This is a genomic window from Brucella sp. BE17 (assembly GCF_039545455.1).
In the GTDB taxonomy this organism is placed as follows: domain Bacteria; phylum Pseudomonadota; class Alphaproteobacteria; order Rhizobiales; family Rhizobiaceae; genus Brucella.
Map to the genome: position 1 here is coordinate 314177 of NZ_CP154468.1, position 25245 is coordinate 339421.

Below are 25245 nucleotides of genomic sequence, written 5' to 3' on the forward strand. Positions count from 1 at the left end.
ATAGCAGCCTAGAAACAGGAGTGCGATTGCCGCTGCAATGAGAGCCAAAATTTTCATGCATAAGGCTTCGCGCATTTGCCGTTCACATTCAATAAAATTCCTGGTGATCGGGCACTTCAGGAAGGGGGCTGAAAAAGCGAACGTCTTGCTGCTGCCGTCACATGCGCCGACAGTGACGCGAGGCGGTCTGCGGCGAGGCGGTTGACCTGCCAGTAGAGCGGAACCACCAGCGCGGTATCGGGAATGAGTTCGATCAGGCGACCATGGGCGATGTGTTCATCGACCAGCATGTCGGGGTTCATACCCCAGCCCATGCCTTCCAGGCTCGCATCGATAAAGCTTTGTGTGGAAGGCAGCCAATGTGTCGGGCAGACGATATCCGCCTTGAGGTTTTGCTTGATCCAACGCTCCTGCAACCGGTCTTTCTGGTTGAATGTCAGCATCGGAGCCTCGCTTAGAGCCAGCTTGGTGAGGCCTTGCGGGAAAAACCGGGTCATGAAATCTGGTGACGCGGTTGCCTTGTATCGCAAAGCACCAAGCGGAACGACGCGGCATCCCTGCACAGGTTTGGAGAGTGCGGTGACCGCTGCCAGAACCCGACCATGTTGCAGCCATTCAGCCGTGTGGTCCTGATCGTCAACGGCAATATTGACAAGATAATCGGTCTCGCGTGTAAAGCCGGAAATCGCCTTTATGAACCATGTGCCAAGGCTGTCGGCGTTGGTGGCGATATGCAGCGTCACTTGCGCGCGCTCCGTATTGTGAGGCGCTAAAGCCGGTAGTTCTGCCAGGAGTTCACGTTCGAGCATGCCGACCTGTTCGATGTGGCGGCAGAGCCATTCGCCCTTGTCTGTGGCCAGGCATGGATTACCCCGTGAAACGAGCACTACGCCCAGCCGTTCTTCGAGGTTCTTCACCCGTTGCGATATGGCGGAAGGCGTTACATTCAGCATCCGGGCAGCTTTTTCGAAACTGCCAGTCTGCACCACCATGGCGAGTGCCTTCAAGGCAGGGTAGTCGATCATTAGAATCTCTTAATATCATTTAGAAGATTTAATTGTTTTAATTGATAAAAAGCACTTATCCAAGTGCTTCGAAATGTGTTCCATTGATATTGATCGAAGTGAATTAAATGAATCCGACCACCTATATGACTGGCTTTTCCATAGGATTGAGCCTCATCCTCGCCATCGGGGCGCAAAACGCTTTCGTGCTGCGGCAAGGTCTGCGTAACGAGCATGTCTTTGCAGTTAGTCTGGTCTGTGCGCTCTCGGACGCACTGCTGATCGTTCTTGGAGTGACGAGCTTTCGCAGGATTACCGCTTTGATGCCCGCGCTCGAACCCTTGATGCGTTACGGTGGGGCGGCATTTCTCGCTTATTATGGCATCAGAAGTTTGTATTCGGCGTTTACCTCGACGGATTCGCTCACCACGTCAGGTGAAAATGTCACCGGGCTGGCACGAACGATTGCCATTTGTCTGGCTTTGACCTGGCTCAATCCACATGTCTATCTCGATACGGTCGTGCTTCTTGGCACAATTTCCACGCAGTTTCCCGGTTTCGAAATGTCGTTCGCAGCCGGTGCCGTTACCGCATCGTTTCTGTTTTTCTTTGCGCTTGGCTTCGGCGCGCGCTGGCTGCGGCCGCTCTTTGCAAAGCCCATGTCCTGGCGGATACTGGATGGCGTCATCGCGCTGACGATGTGGGGCATCGCCTTCAAGCTCGTCAGCGGCTCTGGCTGACGTTACTTTACGATGCTCAGCACGTTACGTACCACTTCGGCCTGTAGCGGGCGCTGCTTTTCGATGTTGAAATGACCGACATCCTTGACATCCGAAAAGTCGCGATTGTCGAGCTTACCATTGAAGCGCGGGCCAGGCTCCAGCGCTCGCCCCCACCCGTCCTGCGAGAAATAAAAATTCACCGCCCATCTGATGTTTCCGGGCAACGGATCGGGGGCTGTTGCGGCAAAGGACGCTATGTAATCCACGCGAATATCTTTCTTTTCCAGCACTTCGGCAGTTGAAATGATGGCATTGGCACCCAGGGAATGACCGATGAGAACGGTGGCCTGGGGGCCATATTTCGCACGGTCTGAAACAATCCGGTTTGCGATGAAACGCCATGCCGTATGGCTCTTGACCTGCGCATCGACGCCGGAGGCTTGCAGCGATGCACCGATCTCATCAATGCCGGTGGAAAAAATATCCCCGAAACCACGCAGCAAATAGACATTGGGCCGTTTGTCCCGTGCCGCAATCGCTTGAGCTGACGAAGAATCCTCATCAAATGGGCGATCGGCTTTGCTGCGGGCATAAGCGGGTAGAGAAGCCAGAGCCAGAGCCGAGGCCAGAAGCGAACGACGATTGATGAGACTTCTTGAAACGGTAATTAATTTTTCGGTCATTGAATTTCACCAAGGTTTGGGAATAATCCTTCCAGTGCGCTTGGCATATTCATCATAGGAAGCTCCGAACGCCTTGCGCATCATGGCTTCTTCTTGGCCCACCCGGTGGAAATAAAGAATACCTACCCCCACGAGGCCAGCCAGCCCAGCGAACCAGTTGGGCAAGAGCAGAAACTGCGCTATTGCCCAAAGCCAGAACGATAGATACATCGGATGGCGGACATATTTATAGAGCCCCTCCGTCACGAGTTTGTGTTCGTTACGGATTTCCAGCGTTACCGACCAGTTTTTACCCAGTTGCCGATGGCTTGCGTAGAAGACCCACAAAAAAGCCAATTCGAAAAGCAGTCCGAGCCAGCCGAGCCACGGCTGGAAGGCGTAATCAGCGCCTGCGGGAAAACCTGTCGCGCCATAGATTATCGGGATCAGCGAGAGGCCGACCGTTGCTGTGCCGAGCGCCAGGCGGTCAGTGAGCGAACGGGCATCGCCCACCACCTTTATCTTGCGTGCGCGCCGCTGGTGTGGAATTCGGATGGCAACCCAGGCGACAAGCCCGACCGTCCAAATGATAATGGCCAGTGTCGGCGTCATTCAGCAATTCCCTCTTTGGACGGCAGCCCGCCCATAATTTGATTCTTTGCACGGTCGACCAGAGAAATCGGACCGCAGCAAACTTGAAAAAAATCATACCAGTAACGCTTCGTATTGCCGAAGACATATTGGTAATGCACGCGGAAAAGATTTCGTTTCACACGCTTATAGGTTTCAGGCTGCAGCATATCTCTTATTCGCACGGTTCGCACAATGGGGAAATCCCGCCCCTTGGCGCGTTGCAGCTTCATTTCGGCGACAGGGTCGGTCTTGTAGAAATTGATGACATCAGTGAGGCACTGAATTTCGACCCATTCAAACCTGCCATCATCGGTCAGGCGCTGCACGCCGTCACGAAAATTCTGTGCTGCCGGATGATAACCGGCCTTGAGCGCGGTGGAGCCAAGCGTCAGAACCGAAACATTTGATGCTCGTGTTGAAAAGGCGCCGTCAAGCGCGATACACCGCGCCGCTACGTCGAGCATCAACATGCCGCCGGTGCTGTGACCGATCAGGATAACCTCGTCATAGCGACCTTCGCCAACACGCCGGACGATTGTCTGCGCAAAATGCTGCATCAGGGCTTCGGCGTCGGGGCGTCTGCCGCGCATGAAATTGAGCGAAAAGGACCACAGATCCATCAGATGATTGATCGGCCATTTTTTGCCGAGCACTGCCAGCGCCAGAGCAAAAACGCCCAAACCCACCAAAGGGCTGAAAAGACCGAGCCAAGGTGAAAGCAGCCGGCCGACGCCAATGCTAGCGAGCGCGAAAAGGACAAGCGTCAAAAACGGATAGAGGAAATAGAGCCCGAACCGCCACGCATGTGCGAAAAACTGAAAAGCGGGGCCTGAGACGATGAAATCACCGAAGGCGAGGAGATATTTTCCGAGTCTGACGGCAAGCGGACGCGAAAAATCGGACAAGACGATACTGTCGAGAGCAAGGAAGTTGAAGTCCGTCGTCGTTTTCCAGCCTTCACTCTCGCAGTCTGTTTCGATCAGGGCGCAACCGATATTATTATCGGGATTTTCCTTGACCGGAAGAACCACGGATTTTGTGCTCCATACCGTATCGAAGCGGGATATTTCTTTGCTTAAACGACTGAAAAACGCCTCGGGCGTTTTCGGGTCATATCCGCCAATAAAAAAAACGGCACGCCGCTGGACCGACTGATTCATGCGGAAAACCTAATTTGCATCTTTTCTATTGTCGAGATCAAAGCCTTGGCTTCCAACAAAATGTGACGGCAAGCTTTCTTATCAAGGGAACACACCAGGTTTTTCTGCCAGCGCAAGGCCGATATGGCAATTAGACGAAAAGATGAAACGCTCATTTTGAGCGATAAGATATGCGATTTTCATTCAGCTGTGAAATGTTCTAACATCCAACGTAGACAGCTATTGTTTCAGGAGCAATGAATGCAGCCGATCTGGGCCGTTGGTTTGATGACCGGGACCGTTCTTGATGGGAATATCGATGTCGCGCTTGTGAAAACCGATGGCGAGACGGTCGATATTTTTGGAACCTATGCGCTCAAGCCCTACCCTTATGGTGTGCTTGAATTGTTACAGCAGGCGCAGGCTGAGGCGCGGATATGGAATTTCGAAGGCCAGGAGCCTGAAATATTCGCTAAAGCCGAACAAGCGCTCACCGAAGCGCAATCTGTCGCTGTTATGGAACTGGTGGCGGAGAGCGGGCTTACAATGGAGGATATCGGTATTGTCGGTTTTCACGGGCAGACGGTACTGCATCGTGGTCCTCAACCGGGAAAATTCGGTGACACACGCCAGCTTGGTGACGGTAATTTAATGAGCCAGCTGCTTGGCACAAGGGTCGTCTATGACTTTCGCACAGCCGATATTCGTGCTGGCGGGCAGGGCGCGCCTTTGGCTGCAATCTATCATGCTGCTCTGTTGCGCAGCGCCGACGCAAGTGGCGACACCGCCATTCTCAATCTCGGTGGCGTTGGCAATATCACATGGTGGGATGGTTCCGATTTGCTCGTCGCATTCGATACTGGACCGGCCAACGCGCCGATTAATGATTTTGTCAAAGCGCAAGGTCTGGGCGAGATGGACCTTGATGGGGCGCTGGCCGCACGCGGAACTGTCGATGAGGCGCGTCTCGCTGAGCTGTTAACCCATCCCTATATGACGGCCCCATTCCCCAAATCCCTTGACCGTTTCGATTTTACCGCCGCGATGGCAGATGGGCTGAATGCAGAAGATGGTGCGGCAACATTGACGGCATTCACAACCGCAGCCGTAGGCAAGGCACTCGACCTTTTACCAAAACGCCCCAAGCGGCTCGCCGTATCTGGCGGCGGGCGCCATAATCCGACAATCATGCGCATGCTGGTCGAGCGCGCCGGTGTGGAACTGGTGCCGGTCGAATCGCTGGGTTGGCGAGGGGATGCAGTTGAAGCTGAATGTTTTGCGTTTCTTGCCGTGCGGGCTTTGCGGGGGCTGCCGATCAGTTTTCCAAGCACGACGGGGGTGCCCGCACCGATGAGCGGTGGGATGCTGGCCGAACCGCGATAGGTTTTATTTTAAAACGGAATTGCAGACAGCAAAACGCCCGCAGCGATGGGAGGAGGAGTTCGCTGCGGGCGGATTGATAAAGCGCGACTGGGAGGAGGAGTGCCGCGCTTTGCGTCCGGTTTTTGGGAGGAGGAGTAAACCGGACGAGTTGTAAATAGGATCGCTGCATTGTGATTACAACAGACGATCCTGCAACCGAGATATGCACAATTTGCAAAGCGGAAAATAAAGCCGCCTCAGCAGCGGTTGAACGCGCTGAGGCGGTAAATCGTCGCCAAAGCCCCCAATGGCGAGATATGATCTCTAATAGCATAAGTCTGACGCGAGAAAATATACCCGTTACAGCTTTTGATGGAAAAATCCACACTATGTTAAATTCGCAACATCGGCATGATGTGTGGATTTTAAGGACATGTGTTTCAGTTAAATTCTTTAAAAAACAGTTTGTTATCTCGTAGCCAGTTGCAGAGTGTTCCTTATCCGCCGAGGCGTTCAGCGATCCGCGTCCTGTTGACTGCCATGGCCTCCTTTGAAGGTTCCCAATCACAACACCACTCCGGCGCAAAGCCGAGGAGGAGTTCGTGCGTCATTGTGAACTGTGGCGCGTATCCTCTGGCTCTCATTTCTGCCACCAGTGCAGCCTGCCTTTTCGCCAAGTAGCCAAGGCGTGGGTAGAAAAAGCGCACATGGCCAGTTCCAAGCGTATAAGCGGAAGGATTGCGGGAATCGTCCGGCGTTTCGCCACGGGCAATGGCCGCGCGCACCAGTGCGAAAACCCGCGGCAGTTCACGATATTCCGCGACAAGATGCGGACCAGTCAATTCTGATGGCGGAATGCAGTTTATGCGCGTCAATTTCGATGCTCGCTATGCTGGAAACAAATGATTTGAACTGTGTAAAAAGGAGCAATCAGCTATTCCCCAGTTTTTTCACATTCCGTATGTCCTGCTATTCCACAGGGATTATAAAATCTATCGCTCATTTTCGCTTTTTTCCGATCTATCCCCAAATCCATCTATTGACGAGTTTTTAACTTCGTCTACCATATCTTGTGTATGAGGTTCTCTCGATTCGCAATCGAGGGCTAAGACGGGAATTCGGTGCGTTTCATCTGTCAGGGTGAAGCAAAGCCGAAGCTGCCCCCGCAACTGTAAGCGGTGAGTTCTGTCCATCATGTCACTGGCGAAAGCCGGGAAGACGGGCGAGAACGTTGATCCGCAAGCCAGGAGACCTGCCTCTTACAAGTACGTCCACGGGCGGGGTGTCCGGCTGGCGCGCAATTTTATGGCAAGGTTCCTTGCCGGTTGCAGCCCCGATTTCCCGCTCACAGCTTCGGGGTGAAGTCCATGTTCAGACAGTTCAGTTTCAGTCGTTACGGCTTTTCCATCAGGGAATAGTATTTGTTCATCGCGCAGGTCTGACCTGCGTTGATCGATCCCCCATTGCATGTCTCTTGCCGCGCATCGTCAAGCTGCGCGAACGATCCTTTGTGTGCCGTCCAAATCAGTGAGGAAAAAATGAATATCACCGTCTACAGCAAGCCCGCCTGCGTCCAGTGCACTGCTACCACGCGCGCGCTTGATCGTCAGGGTGTCGATTATGAAGTTGTCGATATCTCCGTTGATGCAGACGCTTTCGATCTCGTACACGGTATGGGCTACCGGCAGGTTCCGGTCGTCGTTGCCGGTGAAGCGCATTGGGCTGGTTTCCGACCCGACATGATCAGCGCGCTCGCCTGAGAGACATGCTCATGAGCCTGCTCGTCTATTTCTCCAGCCGATCCGGCAACACGCATCGCTTTGTGGAGCGGCTTGGGATGCGGACCGACCGCATTCCAATGGAGGTGGCGAGCGCTTTGAACGTGAATGAGCCTTTTGTGCTTGTCACGCCGACTTATGGTGGCGGTGGCACCAAGGGCGCAGTACCCAAGCCTGTCATTCGTTTTTTGAACGATGTGGGCAATCGCTCTCTCATTCGCGGCGTGATCGCCGCGGGCAACAGCAATTTCGGCGCGGCTTTTGGCATCGCTGGCAACATTATTTCCGCCAAATGTCAGGTTCCCTATCTCTATCGCTTTGAGCTTCTGGGAACAGACGAGGACCTTGGCAATGTCAGAAACGGGATGGAACGATTTTGGACACGGCAGATACAACCCTGATCCGCGAGCACGAGGCGGAGCCATTGGCGCTTGATGCGCCGGAACCCGCATCCACGCGCAGCAGCAAGCCGATACAATCCTTCGAGGGAATGGATTATCACGCGCTCAACGCAATGCTGAACCTCTATGACGATGAGGGGAAAATTCAACTCGATTGCGACCGGCAGGCCGCACGTCAATATTTTCTCCAGCACGTCAACCAGAACACGGTGTTCTTTCACAATCTACGTGAGAAGCTCGATTATCTGGTAAGTGAAAACTATTACGAAACGGAGGTGCTGGACCAGTATTCCTTCAATTTCGTGCGCGACCTGTTCGATGAGGCTTATGCGAAGAAATTTCGCTTCCCGACCTTCCTTGGCGCGTTCAAATATTACACCAGCTATACGCTGAAAACGTTCGACGGAAAGCGCTATCTGGAGCGCTACGAGGATCGTGTCTGCATGGTGGCGCTGACGCTTGCGCGCGGCAATGAGCAACATGCGCGCGAGATGGTCGATGAGATTATTTCAGGCCGCTATCAGCCCGCGACGCCGACTTTCCTCAATGCCGGCAAGAAACAGCGCGGCGAACTGGTGTCCTGTTTTCTGCTGCGCGTCGAAGACAATATGGAATCCATTGGTCGTTCGATCAATTCTGCCTTGCAACTCTCCAAGCGCGGTGGTGGCGTGGCGTTGAGCCTCACCAATATCCGCGAAGCGGGCGCTCCCATCAAGCAGATCCAGAACCAGTCCTCGGGCATCATCCCGGTGATGAAGCTTCTCGAAGACAGTTTTTCATATGCTAACCAGCTTGGTGCACGTCAGGGCGCGGGCGCAGTTTATCTGCATGCGCATCACCCCGACATCATGCGTTTTCTTGATACTAAGCGCGAGAACGCGGATGAGAAAATCCGTATCAAGACGCTTTCACTCGGCGTAGTGATCCCCGATATTACCTTTGAACTCGCGAAAAATGACGAGGATATGTACCTGTTCTCGCCTTATGACGTAGAACGGGTCTATGGTGTGCCGTTGACCGAGATTTCGGTTACGGAAAAATATCGCGAGATGGTCGATGACGCGCGTATTCACAAAAAGAAGATCAAAGCTCGCGAGTTCTTTCAGATATTGGCCGAAATCCAGTTTGAATCCGGCTATCCCTACATCATGTTCGAAGACACTGTGAACCGCGCCAACCCGATTGACGGGCGTGTCACAATGAGCAATCTCTGCTCGGAAATCCTGCAGGTCAGTGAAGAAAGCCGTTTCAACGATGACCTTTCCTATGAATATTTGGGCAAGGACATTTCCTGTAATCTCGGCTCGCTCAATATTGCAGCTGCGATGGACAGCCCTGACTTCGGCAAGACCATCGAAACCTCGATCCGCGCACTGACCGCCGTTTCCGATATGAGCTATATCGGCTCTGTTCCATCGGTTGCGCGTGGCAATGACGAAAGCCATGCCATTGGTCTTGGGCAGATGAACCTGCACGGCTATCTTGCCCGCGAACGGATTTTCTATGGTTCGGAAGAAGGCGTCGATTTCACCAATATCTATTTTTATACGGTGACCTATCACGCCATCCGCGCCTCCAATCGCCTTGCGATCGAAACGGGTCGCAGCTTCAAGGGATTTGAGAAGTCGAAATATGCAACGGGCGACTATTTCGACAAATATACCGATCAGCTCTGGGAACCAACGACCGAAAAAGTACGTGAGATCTTTGAGACTGCCGGCATTACCATTCCGACGCAAGAAGATTGGGCCGCGCTCAAAGAATCCGTAATGGAGGGCGGGCTTTATAACCAGAACCTGCAGGCCGTGCCGCCGACCGGCTCGATCTCCTATATCAACCATTCGACCTCCTCGATCCATCCAATCGTCTCAAAGATTGAAATCCGTAAAGAAGGCAAGATCGGTCGCGTCTATTATCCGGCGGCTTTCATGACCAACGACAATCTCGATTATTATCAAGATGCCTACGAGATTGGCCCGGAGAAGATCATCGATACCTATGCGGCTGCAACGCAGCATGTTGATCAGGGCCTGTCGCTCACGCTGTTCTTCCGCGATACCGCGACCACACGCGACATCAATCGTGCGCAGATCTATGCGTGGAAAAAGGGCATCAAGACCATCTATTATATCCGCCTGCGCCAGATGGCGCTGTCCGGCACGGAAGTGCAGGGCTGTGTTTCCTGCGCGTTGTGACAACAGGTTTAGAAAATGAACATCCAAGTGAAAACCAAAGCGCCAAAGCCAGTCGCATCCGTTCGGGCCATCAACTGGAACCGTATCGAAGACGACAAGGATCTCGAGGTCTGGAACCGGTTGACGGGCAACTTCTGGCTGCCGGAGAAAGTTCCGCTCTCCAACGATATCCAGTCATGGGAAACGCTGAAGGCGGAAGAAAAGCAGCTCACCATCCGCGTTTTTACCGGCCTCACGCTTCTCGATACGATCCAGAATGCGGTCGGCGCAGTCAAGTTGATGGACGATGCCGCGACGCCGCATGAAGAAGCGGTTTTGTCGAACATTTCCTTTATGGAAGCCGTGCATGCGCGTTCCTATTCCTCGATCTTCTCGACACTGTGCCTGACACCGGATGTCGACGACGCCTATCGCTGGTCGGAGGAAAACGAGTTTCTGCAACGCAAAGCACAGCTCATTCTGGAGAATTATCATGCCGGTGATCCACTGAAGAAAAAGATCGCCAGCGTGTTTCTGGAAAGCTTTCTGTTTTATTCGGGCTTTTATCTGCCGATGTATTGGTCGAGCCGGGCGAAGCTCACGAATACCGCAGATCTTATCCGGCTGATCATTCGCGACGAGGCGGTGCATGGCTATTATATTGGTTATAAATATCAGCGTGCGTTAGAGGGGCTTGGGGAAGCTGAGAAGCAGGAAATCAAGGATTTTTCCTTCGATCTTCTGCTGGAGCTTTATGACAATGAAGTGCGCTACACCGAAGCGCTTTATGATGGTGTCGGCCTCACTGAAGACGTCAAGAAATTCCTGCATTACAATGCCAACAAGGCTTTGATGAATCTGGGATATGAGGCGCTATTTCCGGCTGAATCCTGCAAGGTCAATCCGGCGATCTTGTCAGCACTGTCTCCCAATGCCGATGAGAACCACGACTTCTTTTCAGGTTCTGGGTCGTCCTATGTGATCGGCAAGGCGGTTGCGACCGAAGATGAGGACTGGGCGTTTTAATCGCCAATAATATAGATGATGGTGGGAAAGGCAGGCTTTGATTTAAAGCCTGCCTTTCTGCTTTTATTCTGGGTGTGGACGGTTGAATTGCGATAGGAAGGGGCTATGAACTTGATGTCATTTGTCCTAGATCATTGCGTCATACGATAAGAGCGTGTCAGCCGCTGTCACTCTATAAATGTGTCAGCTGAAACCTGTCGGGTCTTGCAACGGCTGTATGCCGCGACACAAGTCGCAACGTGTATTGTCTAAAAGGCCGCTGGTTGCATTTGTTGAAAGGTATAAAATGGAAAAAGCAGATATCGGAATGGTCGGTCTGGGCGTCATGGGGTCGAACCTTGCGCTCAATATTGCCGAAAAAGGCTATAAAGTAGCCGTTTATGACCGCGACGAGCCTATCCTGAAAGCCTTTCTCGAAAAGGCTGGCGATCTTATCGATAAGATTATCCCCTGCGCCACGTTCGAGGAGCTGGCCGACAATATCCGCAAGCCGCGTCCGTTCATTTTCCTCATCAAGGCCGGTGCACCGGTCGATGCCGAAACCACCCGTCTTAAAGCCCTTCTTGAGAAGGGCGACATCATGATCGATGCCGGCAATTCCGATTATCGCGATACGGTGCGTCGTCTCAAAGCACTCGGACCCAATGATCCGACATTTGTGGGTATGGGCGTTTCCGGCGGTGCCGAAGGTGCGCGTCACGGCCCTTCGATGATGGTCGGTGGCACGCCTGAAGCTTATGAGCGCATCGCTCCGGTGCTGCTGGCGGCTGCCGCCAAATACAAGGATGAGCCTTGCTGCGCATTGGTTGGTCCCGATGGTGCCGGTCATTTCGTCAAGACCATTCATAATGGTATCGAATATGCCGACATGCAGATGATTGCCGAAATCTACGGCATCCTGCGCGACGGGCTTGGCTTGTCGGCTCCGGCCATCGGCGATGTTTTCGAGAAGTGGAACAGTGGCCCGCTCGATTCCTATCTGATCGAGATTACCGCCGCAGTGCTCAAAACCACTGACGCCGAAAGCGGCAAGGCACTGGTTGACATTATTCTCGATGAAGCGGGCCAGAAGGGCACCGGGCGTTGGGCGGCGATTGAAGCCGAAACGCTGGGCGTTCCGGCCACGGCGATTGAAGCTGCGGTTGCGGCCCGTTCCCTGTCTTCGCTCAAAGGCGAGCGCGCGGAAGCGGCAAAAGCCTATAATCCTGCTCCGCGTACGCTTGATATCAGCGATAATACAAAATTCCTTGCCGATCTGGAACAAGCTCTGCTGGCAGGTAAAATCGCGGCTTATGCGCAAGGCTTTGCCGTGATGCAGGCCGCTTCAGAAGAGCATGGCTGGGATATACCGCTGGCCACAACGGCACGCATCTGGCGCGCCGGTTGCATCATCCGCTCGGAATTGCTCGATGACATCGCCCATGCTTTCGAAGGCAATGAAAACCGTAACCTGCTGCTGGCGCCTGCCTTTATTGATCGCATGGGTAAGGCTTCGCAGGGCCTGCGCGATGTGGTTGCCAAGGCAGCCCTTGCCGGACTGCCGGTTCCAGCGCTTGCCTCGGCGCTTAATTATTTCGACAGCTATACCCAGCCGCTCGGTACTGCCAATCTCATTCAGGGCCAGCGCGATTTCTTCGGTTCGCATGGCTTCAAACGCATCGACAAGGATGGCGATTTCCATGGGCCTTGGAACACGTAGCTGAACGCATAATCCAGCAGCAAACAAATCGAAGGGGCCCTTTTGGGGCCTCTTCTAAAATGTGAAGGGGTAGGGGGCACCTGCCAGCCCAGAAAATGCTGATTGCTGTTGCGGATACAGGAAGCTTCACTGGAGGTGGCCAATTTTTTGTATCGCAGACGGTTTATGAGCTGGAAAGAGGACCTCTGACATTGCTCTTACCAGCACCACGAGGCATGTGCGACCGACTGCGACTGGGCAGCCTTTCTGCATGATGCGCTTGATCGGGCGGTCCGGACATCTGATTGCTGATAGAGCTCGATTGTCTTTTTCGGCGAGACTTGCGTCAGTCGAAGCTCACGCCGGTCAATTGCTGGGAGGCTTCCCAGAGGCGTTCCGCTACTTCTGTGTCCAGCGCTTTATGCGGAAGTTTTGCCTCGGTTGGGTATCCACGCACTCCGCCCATCCTATTGGGTCCATAATATCCACCGCCCCTTGCGGTCGGATTGGTTGCGGCATAAAGCGTCGGCAGCGCACCCTGCGCTGCAGGCTGGAAAGTGAACCACAGCAAACGGCGCAGCATTCCGTTGACGCTCGACCGGCCGGCACCATTGGGGATCAAATCGGTGCGGGAGACGCCGGGATGCGCTGCAAGACTCTCGACCCCCCATCCGGCGGCCTTGCTCCGCCGGCTCAGCTCAAGGGCGAACATGAGACAAGCGAGTTTCGACTGCGCATAGACCTGCATCGGTTTGTAGCTATGACGGGCTTGAAGGTCGTCGAAGTTGATTGCGCCTTGCCTGTCTGCGATGCTGCTCACGGTCACAACGCGCGCATTCTGCCCCTTTTTCAAAAGCGGCAGCAGGTGTGCGGTAAGTGCAAAATGGCCAAGATAATTCGTGCCGAATTGCAGCTCGAATTCATCGCTGGTGACCCGACGCTCGGGCGGGGCCATCACTCCGGCATTGTTGATCAGAAGATCAAGATTATCCTGTTCCTGAGCGAGCTGTGTACCAAAGGCTTTAATGGACGCAAGGTCCGCAAGGTTCAGCTGGCCGAACCGAACTTGGGAGGAGGGGAATGCGCTCCTGATTGCTGCTACGGCTTCTGCCCCTTTTTTGGCATTTCGGCCAGCAATCACCACGCTCGCGCCGGCGCCGGCCAGTGCAAGCGCATCTTCGAATCCCAGCCCGCCAGTGCCGGTCACGACAGCCGAACGACCGCGTTGGGATGGTATGTTCTGAGCTGTCCACTTAGTCATGTTGATCCTTGCTTTCAGAGCGATGAGCGTGACTTCATGAGAAGGTCATCTCGATAGGCCGTTTTCTACCTTGTTCATGAATGTGCGATTTCCGCTGCGAATCTCCATGCCGAAACTCTCAAAAAACTTGCCTGTTCCTACGAACCGTTATTGGGGAAGAGGTTGAGCTCAATGATTTTCCAATGTCGGAAGTGATTGAGGACATCAGCAAATGCCAAAAGAGCTTTGCCCGAACCGTTGTAATGAAAGAGGAAGAGGTCGAACGAGTGGGCGCTCTGATAGCCAGTCTCGAATACCACTCTCATAGGGGAGGCGAGGGACGGTATCGAAGTACATGACCTATTCTGTGCGAAACGTGCGGCTGGCATACTCGCTATACAGACGCTGCTGGTTCATGGCGTCCCGTTTTGGTGCAACGCCGAACATCCGGCAATATTCGCGACTAAATTGTGATGCGCTCTCATAGCCAACCTGATGGGCAGCTTTGGTCACGTTTGCGCTATCCGCTACCATGAGCCGCCGCGCCTCCAGAAGACGAAGCTGCTTCTGGAACTGAAGCGGAGTCATGGAGGTGAGTGCTTTAAAGTGTTGATGGAACGACGAAGGGCTCATGCGCGCTGTTTCCGCCAGTTGTTCCACACGCAGTGTCTTAGCGAAGTTAGCCTGCATCAGGGAGATGGCTTTCACGACACGCTCGATATTCGATTCCGGCAGGGCCAGCTTGTAAAGCTCGCCACCATGAGGGCTGCTCAGAAGCCAGAAATAGATTTCGCGCATGACGGATGGATAGAGGACCGGGATGGCCTTAGGTGTGCCGAACATCCTGATGAGTCGCAGAACACAATCCGCCAGTGGTTCATCAACCGGACTCACGAACATACACGGGCCAGGGCCGGAAGGTGGAACAGGCGGCTCTTCGAGTTGCTCCACGACCGCTCGCAGCACAGTGACGTCGAGCTCGATCATGACGCCAACATAGGGCGCGTCCGTTGAAGCTTCGATGATCCGCCCGCTTGCGGGCACTTCCACGCTGACCAACAAGCACTCCATTGCGCGATACTCAAGCCTCTCCTCGCCGAAAAATATCTCCTTCGCGCCTTGCACCACGACGCAGAGCGATGGGCGGTAGATTTGCCGCATCGGCATCATGGTCTGCCAGGAGCGGACGACATTTACGTCGGCGAGGGGCGTTGGAAACAGTCCCTGACCGCCGCCCTGCTGGTCTGCATAGGCGTTAATTGTGGCAAGAAGCGATGATGACACCCGAACCTCCTTTTGGCTGCCAGACCAGAACCAGGACTCGGTCTTCGGGTTTTCGTACTATCGCCATTTGCAGGAACAGGCAAGTTTTATGCTGGCTCCGGCATTCTGGTCATCGGGTGCTCCCTATAAGCTGCAGAGGTACACCAAGACAAAGGAACGCATTCAAGATGACAGAGGGTGTCGCCCGTTTGAAGCGCTTCTCCTGTAAAATCCAGTTAGTTCAATTTTAGGTTTCCTGTCAGGTCTTATCTAACAGCAGAACTCTGCCTTTGAAGGAGAAGTCCAGAAGGCTTTCGCTCGTGGTCACAGGTTAGTGCGATTGAACGAAGGTCGATCGGGCTGAGAACCGGCAGACGGCGGTCTTTGCATACGCCCGAACTGGCGCGGCGAGCCGCCCATGACGCGCTTGAAGGCGGTGCTAAAGGCACTCTCGGATTCATAACCGAGGGATGGGGCGATCACCGATATCGGATCGCCGGATGTTTCAAGCCTGTCGACGGCAAGAAGCATCCGCCAGCGTGCCAGATAGTCCATCGGTGTTTCTCCCGCAGTTTCCTTGAAGCGTTGGGAAAATGCCGAGCGTGACATGCCCACGTGGGACGCCAGATCCTGTAAAGTCCAGCGTCTGGCTGGGTCCGAATGCATCGCACTGATTGCCAAGCACATCTGTCTGTCGGCCAAAGCGGCGAACCATCCGACGGTGCCATTCCGGCCTTCAGCAAGATGCAGCCGCAAGGCTTGGACCAACATCATATGGGCAAGATGCTGGGCGATCAGATAGCCGCCGGGCTGCCCGTCGCGCAGCTCATCCCGCATCCTCTCGATAGACCAGCGCAGCGCGGCCTGCTCTGTCTCTTTGTCGATGTGGACGATGGCAGGCAGCATCCTCAGCAGCAATCCGGCATGGCTTCCCGAGACCGCAAAGCGACTGCCGACCAGAAAGAGCCCGCCGCCGCCATTGAGTGTTACCATGCCGCCTGGGCAGGCAGGCGGAAAAGCCGTCCTTGCGTCCTGCGGTGTGATGGACGGATCGCTCGCGAGAATGAAGGGCCGCCCGCTCGGAAGTACAAAGCAATCGCCTGCCGAGATTTGTACAGGCGCTGCCTGACCTTCGACCGTCAACCAGCCTTCTCCAGAGATCACGGCATAGCATTTGATAACATCATTTCTGAGCGGGAAATGCAGCGACCAGTCCCCGCCGGCATCAAAACCTGAAGACAGGTAGCTGCGTGGTTTGAGAAGGGACAGCACTTCAGAAAGGGGATCCATGGGGTTTTCCTGGACGTTTGCAAAGATGTTGCGGACCATAGAGTATGGATCGTTTGCAGACAACCGTTTTACAAATCCTTTCAACCCGAACGTTCTGATGCCCGGTCGCTGCATGGAAGGGAAAGAATATATTGGATCACCACTCGTTCAATGATGTGGTACCCGCTGGTCTCGCTACCGCACTCTGGCCCGCGCCTGTGGATCAAGTTTTGCAATGTGGGCCGTGCCGGCAATGGCGCATCACGATCATAGCGCGTGCCGCGAGAAGCTGGCGGACTACCTTGACTGACGACATATCACGCCCGGCTCCTTGTCGGTCAGTCAGCGGCCCGGGAGCGCTGGGCATCCCGTAATCCGGCCGTCAATCATTGCTCTGGCGGCGTGTCGACCTTGTCCGATTGTGAGGCCCTGATGACCGACCCATTTCCTGCGTTTTCCCGGCGCGATCTTTTGCGAAGCGGCGCGACCATCGTTCTGGCGTGTCCTTTTTTTGGTGCTTTGGCACGCCCGGTTGGTGCGCAGGACACGGGATTCGCTGATCTTCTGGATATTGCAGCGGGTCTGACACCTCTGAAGACCATGATCATCGCACGTGACGGCGAGATTCTCGTCGAACGCGGATTTCGAGGGCATGCGACCTCTGCGCCCACCAATATCAAGTCCGCCTCCAAATCCGTTATGGCCACGCTCATTGGGATCGCAATCGATCGAGGTATCCTGAAAGGCGTCGAGCAGCGGATTGCGCCTTTGCTGCGGAACGACGTCCCCGCCGACGCCGACCCGCGTATTGAAGATATTACGGTTGGTGATCTCCTGAGCATGCAGTCTGGTCTGCGTCCTACATCCGGGCCGGTCTATGGGCAGTGGGTTGCGAGCCGGAACTGGGTGCGGGGCGCTCTCGCACAGCCATTCGAAGACGATCCAGGGGGAAGGATGCTTTATTCCACCGGATCGACGCATCTTCTTTCTGCGATTCTGACCGGAGTGACCGGCCGTTCCAGCTTGGCCAATGCGCGGGACTGGCTGGGCGGTATCGAGGGTTTTTCGATCGCGGGATGGGAGCGCGATCCGCAGGGCATCTATCTGGGCGGGAATGAGATGGCGATGAGCTCACGCTCCCTGCTCGCCTTCGGCGAGCTCTGGCGGCGCGGCGGTCTAGATCAGAACGGCGCAAGGCATCTGTCGGCGTCTTGGGTCGAACATGCATGGACCACGCGCACAACCTCCCGTTGGAGCGGCGATGGTTATGGCTACGGCTGGTTTCTGCGCAATATGGCAGGCGAAGAGATGCGCTATGCCTGGGGCTATGGAGGCCAGATGCTCTACATCGTGCGCCGACTCGGCCTGAGCGTAGTCATGACATCGGATGACACCCCGCGGCCTACCACCATAGCGGATCGGGACAGTCTACACGCCCTCGCGGCGCAGATCATCGAACGCGTGCGGCAAGGCTGATCCCAGCACAAGCGTAGCGCCCCAATACTCAGAACATTGATCCAATTTCGAACGGAGACGGTACATGAACCTCACAGGTAACACTATTCTCGTCACCGGCGGCACGAGTGGCATCGGACGCGCGCTGGCATCGCAGTTCCACCAGCGCGGCAACCGGGTCATCATTACCGGTCGCCGGGAGGGGCTGCTAAACGAGATCACGACGGAGCATCCGGGCATGATCGGCATCAGGCTTGATGTCGAGGACCCCGAGAATATCGCGGCTCTGGCATCGCATATCCGCGAGACCTTTCCTGACCTCAACACGTTGATCAACAATGCCGGCATCACGAAGACACAGGACCTGGTCTCGGGTAGCGCGGACATATCCCTCTCCGAGGCGATCATCAGAACCAATATCACCGGGGTCCTGCATATCACGGCTGCCCTGCTGCCGGTTTTGCAAAGCCAGCAGGCGGCGACGATCATAACGACCACTTCCGGGTTGGCTTTCGTGCCGCTCGCCAATTATCCCACCTACTGTGCAAGCAAGGCGTTTCTCCACTCCTGGCTTCAGTCGTTGCGCACGCAATTGCGGGCGACCTCCGTGGAGGTGCTAGAACTCGCGCCGCCCTATGTGCAGACCGAGCTTCACGGACCGGAACAGGCATCAGACCCTCATGCCATGCCGCTGACCGAATATATCGCCGAGGTCATGGATCTGATCGGGGCTGGTTACCCCGAAAACGGCGAAATTCTCGTCGAGCGCGTGAAGATGCTGCGCATGGCGGAGGCAAGCCGCGACTACCAGCATGTCTATGCCATGCTGAACGGTGCATGAGCCGGCCGATGAATGTCGTACGGTCTCAAGAGAAATCCCGGTCGATCTCTGGCCCCAAGAGAGGATGCACAGCTGACGCTGCTGACCAGCAGCCGGGTCTAGGCCGTTGCCGTGGTGCCACCGTGATTGGGCTTTTCATGGCGGGCGTATTCTCGCCTGCCGCTGGCTCGGCTCAGGACCTCGACGGCCAGCGCCTTTTCCGCCAGCGCTGCGCGGGATGTCACAGTCTGGAAAGCGGGCGCAGCGCAGCCGGCCCGCGTCTCGATACTGTTATCGGCCGCGAGGCTGGCAGTGTTGAGGGAGCGCGCTATTCGGATGCCATGAGGAATGCGTCGATTATCTGGTCGGCAGAGACGCTGGAGACCTTTCTCAGCGCGCCTGTACAGATGGTGCCGGGTACACGGATGCGGAACGCCATCCCGAACAAAAACGAGCGGGCAGCGATCATTGGCTACCTGCAAAACCTCTCGTCTGAAGAAGGAGATCTGCCATGACGGCTTTCACGATCAATGGCCAGGCGGTCAGTGTCACGGCAGAACCGGACACTCCGCTTCTGTGGGTGATCCGCGATCACCTGCAGCTTAAGGGTACCAAGTTTGGCTGTGGCATCGCGCAATGCGGTGCCTGCACGGTTCATGTCGACGGTGAGCCGGTACGCTCCTGCCAGACATGGCTCGAAGATGTTGAGGGGCGTGCGGTGACAACCATCGAAGGGCTGTCGTCCGATGCTTCGCATCCGCTGCAAAAGGCCTGGATCGCCGAACAGGTGCCGCAATGCGGCTACTGCCAGTCGGGACAGATTATGCAGGCCGCAGGTCTTTTACAGATCAACCCCGATCCGAGCCGGGAGGAGATTATCGCGCACATGGACGGCAATATCTGCCGCTGTGGCACGTATCCGAAAATCATCCGGGCCATCCAGCGTGCCGCACAGGAGGGGTGAGCGATGAACAGAATGATCCGTCCCGTTGGAGTCACGCTGTCACGTCGCAGCTTTTTGGTATCGCTGGGGGCTGCCGGTCTGTCGATCGGGCTGGGCGCGGCGCCCGCCCGCACCTTTGCTGCGGGGATCGCTGAAAACCGTGGCGAGGGGCTGGAGCCGAATATCTGGGTCAAGATTGACACTGAAGGCACGGTCACGCTGGTTTCACCGAGTGCCGAGATGGGGCAGGGGGTGCTGACTTCTGTACCGCTTCTGATCGCCGAAGACATGGAGGCGGACTGGAACAGGATCCGCGTCGTCCAGGCACCCGCCGATATGGCTTACGGCAACGCGGAATTCGGCGGCGTGCAGCTGACTGGTGGCAGCACGACAACGCGGGCCTATTATAACGCGCTGCGCCTTGCTGGAGCAGAGGCGCGGCTGGTGCTGACCAGCATGGCCGCCGGATTACTTGGCGTATCTGTTCAAAGTCTGCGAGCCGAACAGCACCGTATTATCGATGACGCATCGGGCCGGTCCCTTGGTTTCGGCGAGATTGCGGCATCCGGCGCATTGCCCGATCCGCTGCCGCTTGTCACCGAGGCCGATCTGAAGCCAGCCTCCCGGTTTCGTTATATCGGAGGGTCTTCGCTGGGTCGGATCGACGTGCCGGCCAAGGTGAACGGCAGTGCGGTCTACGGGGTGGATGTGGATCAGGCCGGTTTGCTGCATGGTCTGGTGCTGCGTAGTCCAGTGCAAGGCGAGACGCCTGAAGCGGTTGATGACGCAGAGGCGGCGGCTATCCCCGGTGTGCTGCGGATCGTCACCCTGCCCTATGGTGTAGGGCTTATCGGTACGGAGCGCGATGCGCTGGTCCGGGCGCGCGACCTACTCACTGTAACTTGGAGTTCGACCTCGCGTGCCCGCGGCTATTCCAGCGAGGCGATGTTGCAACGTTATCGCGATATTGCCAGTGATCTGACCATCACCGGAGGTGTCGCTCTGGATGAGGGCAATGCTCTGCTTGCGATTGAAGGCGCGACGACGATCCTCACAGCAGATTACCTGAATGACCATATCCATCACGCGACGATGGAGCCGATGACCGCGACCGCCCGTTTTGACGGCGACCACGCTCATGTCTGGGCTCCCACCCAAGCTCAGTCGCTGACGGTCTGGGCGACGGCTGGCCTCTTGGAGATCGACTCCAAAAATGTGACGCTGACAACCACGCTTGCGGGCGGTGGTCTGGGGCGCAAGGCCGAGGATGATTTTATCTCGGACGCCGTGCTTTTGGCGCGCGAGGTCGAGGGCCGTCCGTTGAAAGTGATCTGGACGCGCGAAGATGATGTCCGCCACGGCAAATACCGCCCTCTTGTCGCCCATTACGCCCGGATTGGGCTGGATGCGGCGGGAAAGATTGTCGGCTGGCATCAACGGCTGGCTGCGGATTCGATCTATGCGCGCTGGTATCCCGATGCGTTTGAAGAGCTGAAGGGCCTTGATGACACCGTTTATGGCGGGTTGGAAAATGGCTACGACCTGCCTGCACATCGCGTGGAATATCTTCGGCAGGATGGCGGTGTCGCAGTTGGTTTCTCACGCGCCACAGCCGAGGGTTACACGAAATTCGGTGTCGAATGCATGGTCGACGAAGCGGCGGCAGCAGCGCAAAGTGATCCGTTGCAGTTCCGCCTTGAGCTGTTGGCCCATGATGTGCGGGCGGCGGCGGTGCTGCGCGCCGCAGCCGAAATGGCGGATTGGGGCCGGGCGCGTGAGGATCGTGCCCTTGGATTGGCTTACTCGAAAGCCTGGGGAACCCATTGCGCGCAGGTGGCAGAGGTCTCCCTTGATCGCCAGACGGGTGTTGTGAGCGTTCATCAGGTCTGGTGTGCCGTCGATCCCGGCATTGCAATCCAGCCCGTCAATATTGAAGCGCAGATCATGGGGGGCATTATCCAGGGTGTCGGGACAGCACTTCATGAACAGATCAACTTCGTGGATGGCGAAGTGAAGGAGAGCAATCTCGACACGTATCGCGTGCTACGTATGTCGGAGATACCCGATGTCCATGTGCGTGTCATTGCGACAGACAATCCGCCCTCCGGTATCGGTGAGGTGGGATTGCCTCCGGTCGCGCCGGCCATCGCCAACGCGGTTGCTCGCCTGACCGATGGCGTGCGGTTGCGGCACATGCCTTTTCTGCCGGAACGGGTGCTCGCTGCGTTGTCAGACTAATCAACGACACTTTCTGAGTTGAACCCGAGAACGCTCACCTCCGAGCAATCTCCGGTCCCATGAAGTTATATATCTCATAATGCCGCCGCACTCCTCGCGAAATGCAAGTGCCATTCCACATCAAACTGAAGGGCTGAAACCGTGCAGCATACGTCAATTAGCAGCCGGAAACTGTCACGCCGGTCGTTTCTTATCTCAGCAGGAGCAATAGGGGTCGCTGTCAGTTTCGGTTCTTTACCCGTGGGCCTGTCTCAAGCGCAAAATGCAGCGTCCGACACTGCGGGTTTTCGGCCGAATGCATGGGTCTCGATTGCGGGTGACGGGACGGTGACGATCGTTTGCCCAGCGTCTGAGATGGGGCAAGGGGCGATGACAGTGCTCCCACTGTTGATCGCAGAGGATATGGATGCTGACTGGGACAGGGTCAAGATCATTCAGGCCCCAGCAGATGCAGGTATTTACGGTAATCCCGGCAGGGGTGGCAGACAGCTCACCGGCGGCAGCGAGACGGTGACGGGCTATTACGAGTTCCTGCGTCTTGTGGGCGCGCAGGCACGTCTTGCCATTCTCCAAAGCGCTGCGGTTCTGATGGGTGTTCCGGCCCGCGAGCTGACCACCACCGCCCACATTGTAGTTCACAGCGCAAGCGGGCGCACCCTCGGCTACGGTGAAATTGCAGCATCGGGATCCATTCCAGATGAGTTGCCGCAGGTCACACCTGCTGACCTGAAGCCAATTGCGAGCTGTCGCTATATCGGGATTGAAGGAATTTCGCGGGTTGATATCCCGGCAAAGGTCGATGGCTCTGCCGTTTTCGGCATCGACGTGCAACTTCCGGATATGCTCTTTGGGACGATCTTACGCGCGCCGGTGGCGGGTGAAATACCGGAAGACCTTGATGCGGCGGAGGCGATGGATATCACCGGTGTAGTGCGGATCGTAACGCTCGACTACGGTATCGGTGTCATCGCCGAAACCTTTGAGGCCGCGATGCAGGCGCGGGATATGCTGCGGGTCACGTGGTCGAACGGTTCGCGCATGCGCGACTATTCAACGGATGAGGCACTGGAGAACTATGCTGTTATCGGTCGCGACCTTGCGCAATCCGGAGTGGAACAGCCTAGCGGCAATGAGGTGGCAACGGCCATATCCGGGGCGTCAACCGTCATTTCAGCCGAATTTAGGAACGAGCATGTCTATCATGCAACTATGGAGCCGATGACCGCCACAGCGATTGTCAATGGCGACATGGTCGAGGTATGGGCACCGACTCAGGGACCCGTTGCTACACGGGATTTCGCAGCAAGGGCAGCCAATACCACACCTGACAAGGTCAATGTTCATACGACCCTGATCGGCGGCGGTTTCGGGCGCAAGGCAGAGGGCGACTTCATCACGGACGCCGTTTTGCTGGCTCGTGAAGTTCAGGGCCGCGCGGTCAAGGTGATCTGGAGCCGAGAGGAGGATGTCCGGCACTGCAAATTCCGTCCTCTGGTGGCGCAGCATATCCGAGTGGGAGTGGATGATACCGGTCATATCACAGGCTGGCAGCACAGGATCGTAGCCGATTCCATTTTTGCCAGAACCGTTCCGGTGGTGCTTGAGAATGCGGGTGGTATGGACAGTGTTGTGATCGAAGGCGCCCATCTCAATTACGCAATTGCCGCCAGCCAGATTCAATATCTCCGGCAAGACAGCGGCCAGGATGTTGGTTTCTGGCGCGGCGTCGGGGTCGGCTATACCAGATTTGCTGTGGAAACGGTCATCGACGAGATTGCCGCGACGATCGACAAAGACCCGCTCGACTACCGGCTTGAATTGCTGGCTGCGGAGCCCCGCGCCCGGCGCGTCATAGAGACCGTAAGAGAGATGGCGGGCTGGGGACGGGAGCTGGACGGGCGTGCGCTTGGTCTTGCCTATTCCGATGTATGGGCACATTGCGCTCAGGTTGCCGAGGTTTCCCTTGACCAGGAGACTGGGGAAATCCGGGTTCATAATGTGTGGTGCGCGGTCGATGCCGGCGTTGCGGTGCAGCCACGAAATATCGAGGCCCAGATCATGGGCGCGATCATTCACGGGGCCAGCCATGCCCTGTTTGAACAGATCGGAATTTCGAATGGCGAAGTTCAGGAAGCAAACTTCGACACATACCGCGTGATGCGGATGTCTGAGGCACCGGAAATCCATATCCAGATCATCCAGTCCACGGAAAATCCTCCTTCCGGGATTGGAGAGGTAGGCCTTCCTCCGGTTGCACCGGCAATTGCCAATGCTATTGCGCGTCTGACGGGAGGGACGCGGCTCAGGCATATGCCTTTTGTGCCGGAGCGCGTGCTCCTGGCGCTTGGTCGCTGAGCTAGATCGCCTTGGTGGTCCGGTTTTCCGAACATGTTCAAGACGTTCTGGCTGCATGGCTGGAATGGGAGCAAAGAGGCGGCGCGGCCCTTGTCGTGGTGACGGCGGTCGATGGTGGGGGCGTTCGGGCGGCCGGTGCGATGATGGCCGTGTCAGCGGGCGGCGACCGGTCGGGCTACATATCGGGCGGTTGCCTTGATGCCGATGTTGCCTTGCAAGCGCAGGCTTCAATCTCGGACGGCTTGCCACGTAAATTGCGCTACGGCGCGGGTTCTCCCTTCGTCGATTTGCCATTGCCCTGCGGCGGGGCGATTGAGGTAACCATCCTGCCTGCCGCTGATGCGGAGATATTGCGTTCATGGCATGACCAGTTGGCGGCCAGGCAAATGGCGACCATTGCATTCATGGCCTCGGGCGACGTATTTGCGGATGCCCCCCTAGGGGCAGAATTTACCTTTCATCACGCCCCGAAAATGCGACTGCGTATCGCTGGGCGTGGCGCTGATGTGCTTGCTCTCGCGCGCCTGGCGCAGGCCAGTGGGATTGAGACAGAGCTGCAGATGCGTGTGCCTGATCTGCCGGCGGGCGGTGATGCCAGCGGTGGCGTTGCGGTGCCGCTCGTTTCGCCCAACGCGCTGCCGCCGGTGCCAGATGACCCATGGACCGCTTTCGTCTTAGCTTTCCATGATTCCGAATGGGAGGATGCCTTGTTGAAGCAGGCGCTGACGGGGCCAGCCTTCTTTATTGGTGCGGTCGGCAGCAAACGGACACAGACCCGCCGCCGGGAGAGACTGATTGCGGAGGGGGTCCGTGCGGAACAGATCATGCGAATTCACGGTCCGGTCGGATTGATTCCCTCAATGCGCGACGCTTCGATGCTCGCTTTGTCCATATTGGCTGAAATCGCAGCCATATGGCGGGTCAGACAGACACCCCCCTCTACCGCGCACGACCGGTCTGATCTGACTGCTGATTGAAAAGCAGAAGCATCAGCGCGGGGGATTGTACGATCGCAAACAATGTTAGGACTTGAGGGCATTCATCGTATGGCGCAGCTGATCTATGCTGGGCCTCTATCCGCAA

22 protein-coding genes and 1 riboswitch are annotated in these 25245 nt (G+C 56.1%); of the genes, 14 read left to right on the plus strand and 8 right to left on the minus strand.

Annotated features, from left to right (window positions below; all coding sequences use genetic code 11):
* Positions 1-116: 116 nt before the first annotated feature.
* Positions 117-1025: a LysR family transcriptional regulator ArgP gene (locus AAIB41_RS12935; protein ID WP_343315698.1), complete on the minus strand. Its 909-nt coding sequence runs from the start codon at positions 1023-1025 to the stop codon at positions 117-119.
* 107 nt (positions 1026-1132) lie between these two features.
* On the opposite strand from AAIB41_RS12935, the gene AAIB41_RS12940 reads away from it, so the two are divergent.
* Entirely contained in the window at positions 1133-1744 is a 612-nt protein-coding gene (locus tag AAIB41_RS12940) for a LysE/ArgO family amino acid transporter (protein ID WP_343315699.1), read from the plus strand.
* A gap of 2 nt (positions 1745-1746) precedes the next feature.
* Here AAIB41_RS12940 and AAIB41_RS12945 read toward each other — a convergent pair whose 3' ends face one another.
* The 3 genes from AAIB41_RS12945 to AAIB41_RS12955 are packed head-to-tail and all read right to left on the minus strand — an operon-like array spanning position 1747 to position 4181.
* A complete protein-coding gene (locus AAIB41_RS12945) occupies positions 1747-2373 on the minus strand; it encodes a lipase (protein WP_343316063.1) in 627 nt (208 codons plus the stop codon).
* A 42-nt stretch (positions 2374-2415) separates the two neighbouring features.
* A complete protein-coding gene (locus AAIB41_RS12950; RefSeq protein ID WP_343315700.1) occupies positions 2416-3000 on the minus strand; it encodes a protein-S-isoprenylcysteine O-methyltransferase in 585 nt (194 codons plus the stop codon).
* Entirely contained in the window at positions 2997-4181 is a 1185-nt protein-coding gene (locus tag AAIB41_RS12955; protein WP_343315701.1) for a lipase, read from the minus strand. Before AAIB41_RS12955 ends, AAIB41_RS12950 begins: the two co-directional genes overlap by 4 nt.
* A 240-nt stretch (positions 4182-4421) precedes the next feature.
* Here AAIB41_RS12955 and AAIB41_RS12960 point away from each other — a divergent pair, with 240 nt between their 5' ends.
* Complete coding sequence (locus AAIB41_RS12960) at positions 4422-5543, plus strand: anhydro-N-acetylmuramic acid kinase (RefSeq protein WP_343315702.1); 1122 nt, start codon at positions 4422-4424, stop codon at positions 5541-5543.
* A 476-nt stretch (positions 5544-6019) separates the two neighbouring features.
* Here the strand turns inward: AAIB41_RS12960 and AAIB41_RS12965 are convergent, their stop codons facing one another.
* Entirely contained in the window at positions 6020-6397 is a 378-nt protein-coding gene (locus tag AAIB41_RS12965) for a pyrimidine dimer DNA glycosylase/endonuclease V (protein ID WP_343315703.1), read from the minus strand.
* Positions 6398-6584: 187 nt separating this feature from the next.
* Positions 6585-6797: riboswitch (cobalamin riboswitch) on the plus strand.
* A 263-nt stretch (positions 6798-7060) separates the two neighbouring features.
* Here AAIB41_RS12965 and nrdH point away from each other — a divergent pair.
* The 5 genes from nrdH to gndA all read left to right on the plus strand — a co-directional run bounded on the left by nrdH (position 7061) and on the right by gndA (position 12600).
* A complete protein-coding gene (nrdH, locus tag AAIB41_RS12970) occupies positions 7061-7282 on the plus strand; it encodes a glutaredoxin-like protein NrdH (RefSeq protein WP_343315704.1) in 222 nt (73 codons plus the stop codon).
* 11 nt (positions 7283-7293) lie between these two features.
* Positions 7294-7701 carry a class Ib ribonucleoside-diphosphate reductase assembly flavoprotein NrdI gene (gene nrdI, locus AAIB41_RS12975; protein ID WP_343315705.1) on the plus strand — a complete coding sequence of 136 codons (408 nt, stop codon included), beginning with the start codon at positions 7294-7296 and terminating at the stop codon, positions 7699-7701.
* A complete protein-coding gene (gene nrdE, locus AAIB41_RS12980) occupies positions 7677-9896 on the plus strand; it encodes a class 1b ribonucleoside-diphosphate reductase subunit alpha (RefSeq protein ID WP_343315706.1) in 2220 nt (739 codons plus the stop codon). The genes nrdI and nrdE overlap by 25 nt, the downstream gene beginning before the upstream one ends.
* Before the next feature lie 15 nt (positions 9897-9911).
* Positions 9912-10901 carry a class 1b ribonucleoside-diphosphate reductase subunit beta gene (nrdF, locus tag AAIB41_RS12985; RefSeq protein ID WP_343315707.1) on the plus strand — a complete coding sequence of 330 codons (990 nt, stop codon included), beginning with the start codon at positions 9912-9914 and terminating at the stop codon, positions 10899-10901.
* A gap of 286 nt (positions 10902-11187) precedes the next feature.
* Positions 11188-12600: an NADP-dependent phosphogluconate dehydrogenase gene (gene gndA / locus AAIB41_RS12990; protein ID WP_343315708.1), complete on the plus strand. Its 1413-nt coding sequence runs from the start codon at positions 11188-11190 to the stop codon at positions 12598-12600.
* A 325-nt stretch (positions 12601-12925) separates the two neighbouring features.
* On the opposite strand, the gene AAIB41_RS12995 is transcribed toward gndA, so the two are convergent.
* From AAIB41_RS12995 to AAIB41_RS13005, 3 genes are all read right to left on the minus strand, one after another.
* Complete coding sequence (locus AAIB41_RS12995; protein WP_343315709.1) at positions 12926-13840, minus strand: SDR family oxidoreductase; 915 nt, start codon at positions 13838-13840, stop codon at positions 12926-12928.
* Positions 13841-14179: 339 nt separating this feature from the next.
* Complete coding sequence (locus tag AAIB41_RS13000) at positions 14180-15103, minus strand: AraC family transcriptional regulator (protein ID WP_343315710.1); 924 nt, start codon at positions 15101-15103, stop codon at positions 14180-14182.
* A gap of 303 nt (positions 15104-15406) precedes the next feature.
* Positions 15407-16372 (minus strand): AraC family transcriptional regulator, encoded by a 966-nt coding sequence (locus tag AAIB41_RS13005; RefSeq protein ID WP_343315711.1) that lies wholly within the window; start codon positions 16370-16372, stop codon positions 15407-15409.
* Positions 16373-16783: 411 nt separating this feature from the next.
* Between AAIB41_RS13005 and AAIB41_RS13010 the strand changes: the two genes are divergently transcribed.
* The 7 genes from AAIB41_RS13010 (at position 16784) to AAIB41_RS13040 (ending at position 25139) form a co-directional block, all read left to right on the plus strand.
* Positions 16784-17827 carry a serine hydrolase gene (locus AAIB41_RS13010; protein WP_343315712.1) on the plus strand — a complete coding sequence of 348 codons (1044 nt, stop codon included), beginning with the start codon at positions 16784-16786 and terminating at the stop codon, positions 17825-17827.
* Between the two features lie 64 nt (positions 17828-17891).
* Positions 17892-18647, plus strand: coding sequence for an SDR family NAD(P)-dependent oxidoreductase (locus tag AAIB41_RS13015; protein WP_343315713.1), 756 nt, complete (start codon positions 17892-17894; stop codon positions 18645-18647).
* A 122-nt stretch (positions 18648-18769) separates the two neighbouring features.
* A complete protein-coding gene (locus AAIB41_RS13020; RefSeq protein ID WP_343315714.1) occupies positions 18770-19141 on the plus strand; it encodes a c-type cytochrome in 372 nt (123 codons plus the stop codon).
* Complete coding sequence (locus tag AAIB41_RS13025; protein ID WP_343315715.1) at positions 19138-19590, plus strand: (2Fe-2S)-binding protein; 453 nt, start codon at positions 19138-19140, stop codon at positions 19588-19590. The genes AAIB41_RS13020 and AAIB41_RS13025 overlap by 4 nt, the downstream gene beginning before the upstream one ends.
* Before the next feature lie 3 nt (positions 19591-19593).
* Complete coding sequence (locus AAIB41_RS13030; protein ID WP_343315716.1) at positions 19594-21807, plus strand: molybdopterin cofactor-binding domain-containing protein; 2214 nt, start codon at positions 19594-19596, stop codon at positions 21805-21807.
* 141 nt (positions 21808-21948) lie between these two features.
* Complete coding sequence (locus AAIB41_RS13035; protein ID WP_343315717.1) at positions 21949-24162, plus strand: molybdopterin cofactor-binding domain-containing protein; 2214 nt, start codon at positions 21949-21951, stop codon at positions 24160-24162.
* 14 nt (positions 24163-24176) lie between these two features.
* The gene (locus AAIB41_RS13040) at positions 24177-25139 is read left to right on the plus strand and encodes an XdhC family protein (protein ID WP_343315718.1); all 963 of its coding nucleotides are present in this window, start codon (positions 24177-24179) and stop codon (positions 25137-25139) included.
* Positions 25140-25245: the final 106 nt, after the last annotated feature.

What these genes read in the sequence shown, in the direction of transcription:
- AAIB41_RS12995 (WP_343315709.1), bottom strand. Translation starts at nt 13,840, where the DNA reads ATGACTAAGTGGACAGCTCAGAACATACCATCCCAACGCGGTCGTTCG.
- nrdF (WP_343315707.1), top strand. Translation starts at nt 9,912, where the DNA reads ATGAACATCCAAGTGAAAACCAAAGCGCCAAAGCCAGTCGCATCCGTT.
- AAIB41_RS12935 (WP_343315698.1), bottom strand. Translation starts at nt 1,025, where the DNA reads ATGATCGACTACCCTGCCTTGAAGGCACTCGCCATGGTGGTGCAGACT.
- AAIB41_RS13010 (WP_343315712.1), top strand. Translation starts at nt 16,784, where the DNA reads ATGACCGACCCATTTCCTGCGTTTTCCCGGCGCGATCTTTTGCGAAGC.
- AAIB41_RS13015 (WP_343315713.1), top strand. Translation starts at nt 17,892, where the DNA reads ATGAACCTCACAGGTAACACTATTCTCGTCACCGGCGGCACGAGTGGC.
- AAIB41_RS12950 (WP_343315700.1), bottom strand. Translation starts at nt 3,000, where the DNA reads ATGACGCCGACACTGGCCATTATCATTTGGACGGTCGGGCTTGTCGCC.
- AAIB41_RS12940 (WP_343315699.1), top strand. Translation starts at nt 1,133, where the DNA reads ATGAATCCGACCACCTATATGACTGGCTTTTCCATAGGATTGAGCCTC.
- gndA (WP_343315708.1), top strand. Translation starts at nt 11,188, where the DNA reads ATGGAAAAAGCAGATATCGGAATGGTCGGTCTGGGCGTCATGGGGTCG.
- AAIB41_RS13005 (WP_343315711.1), bottom strand. Translation starts at nt 16,372, where the DNA reads ATGGATCCCCTTTCTGAAGTGCTGTCCCTTCTCAAACCACGCAGCTAC.
- AAIB41_RS12960 (WP_343315702.1), top strand. Translation starts at nt 4,422, where the DNA reads ATGCAGCCGATCTGGGCCGTTGGTTTGATGACCGGGACCGTTCTTGAT.
- AAIB41_RS12955 (WP_343315701.1), bottom strand. Translation starts at nt 4,181, where the DNA reads ATGAATCAGTCGGTCCAGCGGCGTGCCGTTTTTTTTATTGGCGGATAT.
- nrdI (WP_343315705.1), top strand. Translation starts at nt 7,294, where the DNA reads ATGAGCCTGCTCGTCTATTTCTCCAGCCGATCCGGCAACACGCATCGC.
- nrdH (WP_343315704.1), top strand. Translation starts at nt 7,061, where the DNA reads ATGAATATCACCGTCTACAGCAAGCCCGCCTGCGTCCAGTGCACTGCT.
- AAIB41_RS13025 (WP_343315715.1), top strand. Translation starts at nt 19,138, where the DNA reads ATGACGGCTTTCACGATCAATGGCCAGGCGGTCAGTGTCACGGCAGAA.
- AAIB41_RS13030 (WP_343315716.1), top strand. Translation starts at nt 19,594, where the DNA reads ATGAACAGAATGATCCGTCCCGTTGGAGTCACGCTGTCACGTCGCAGC.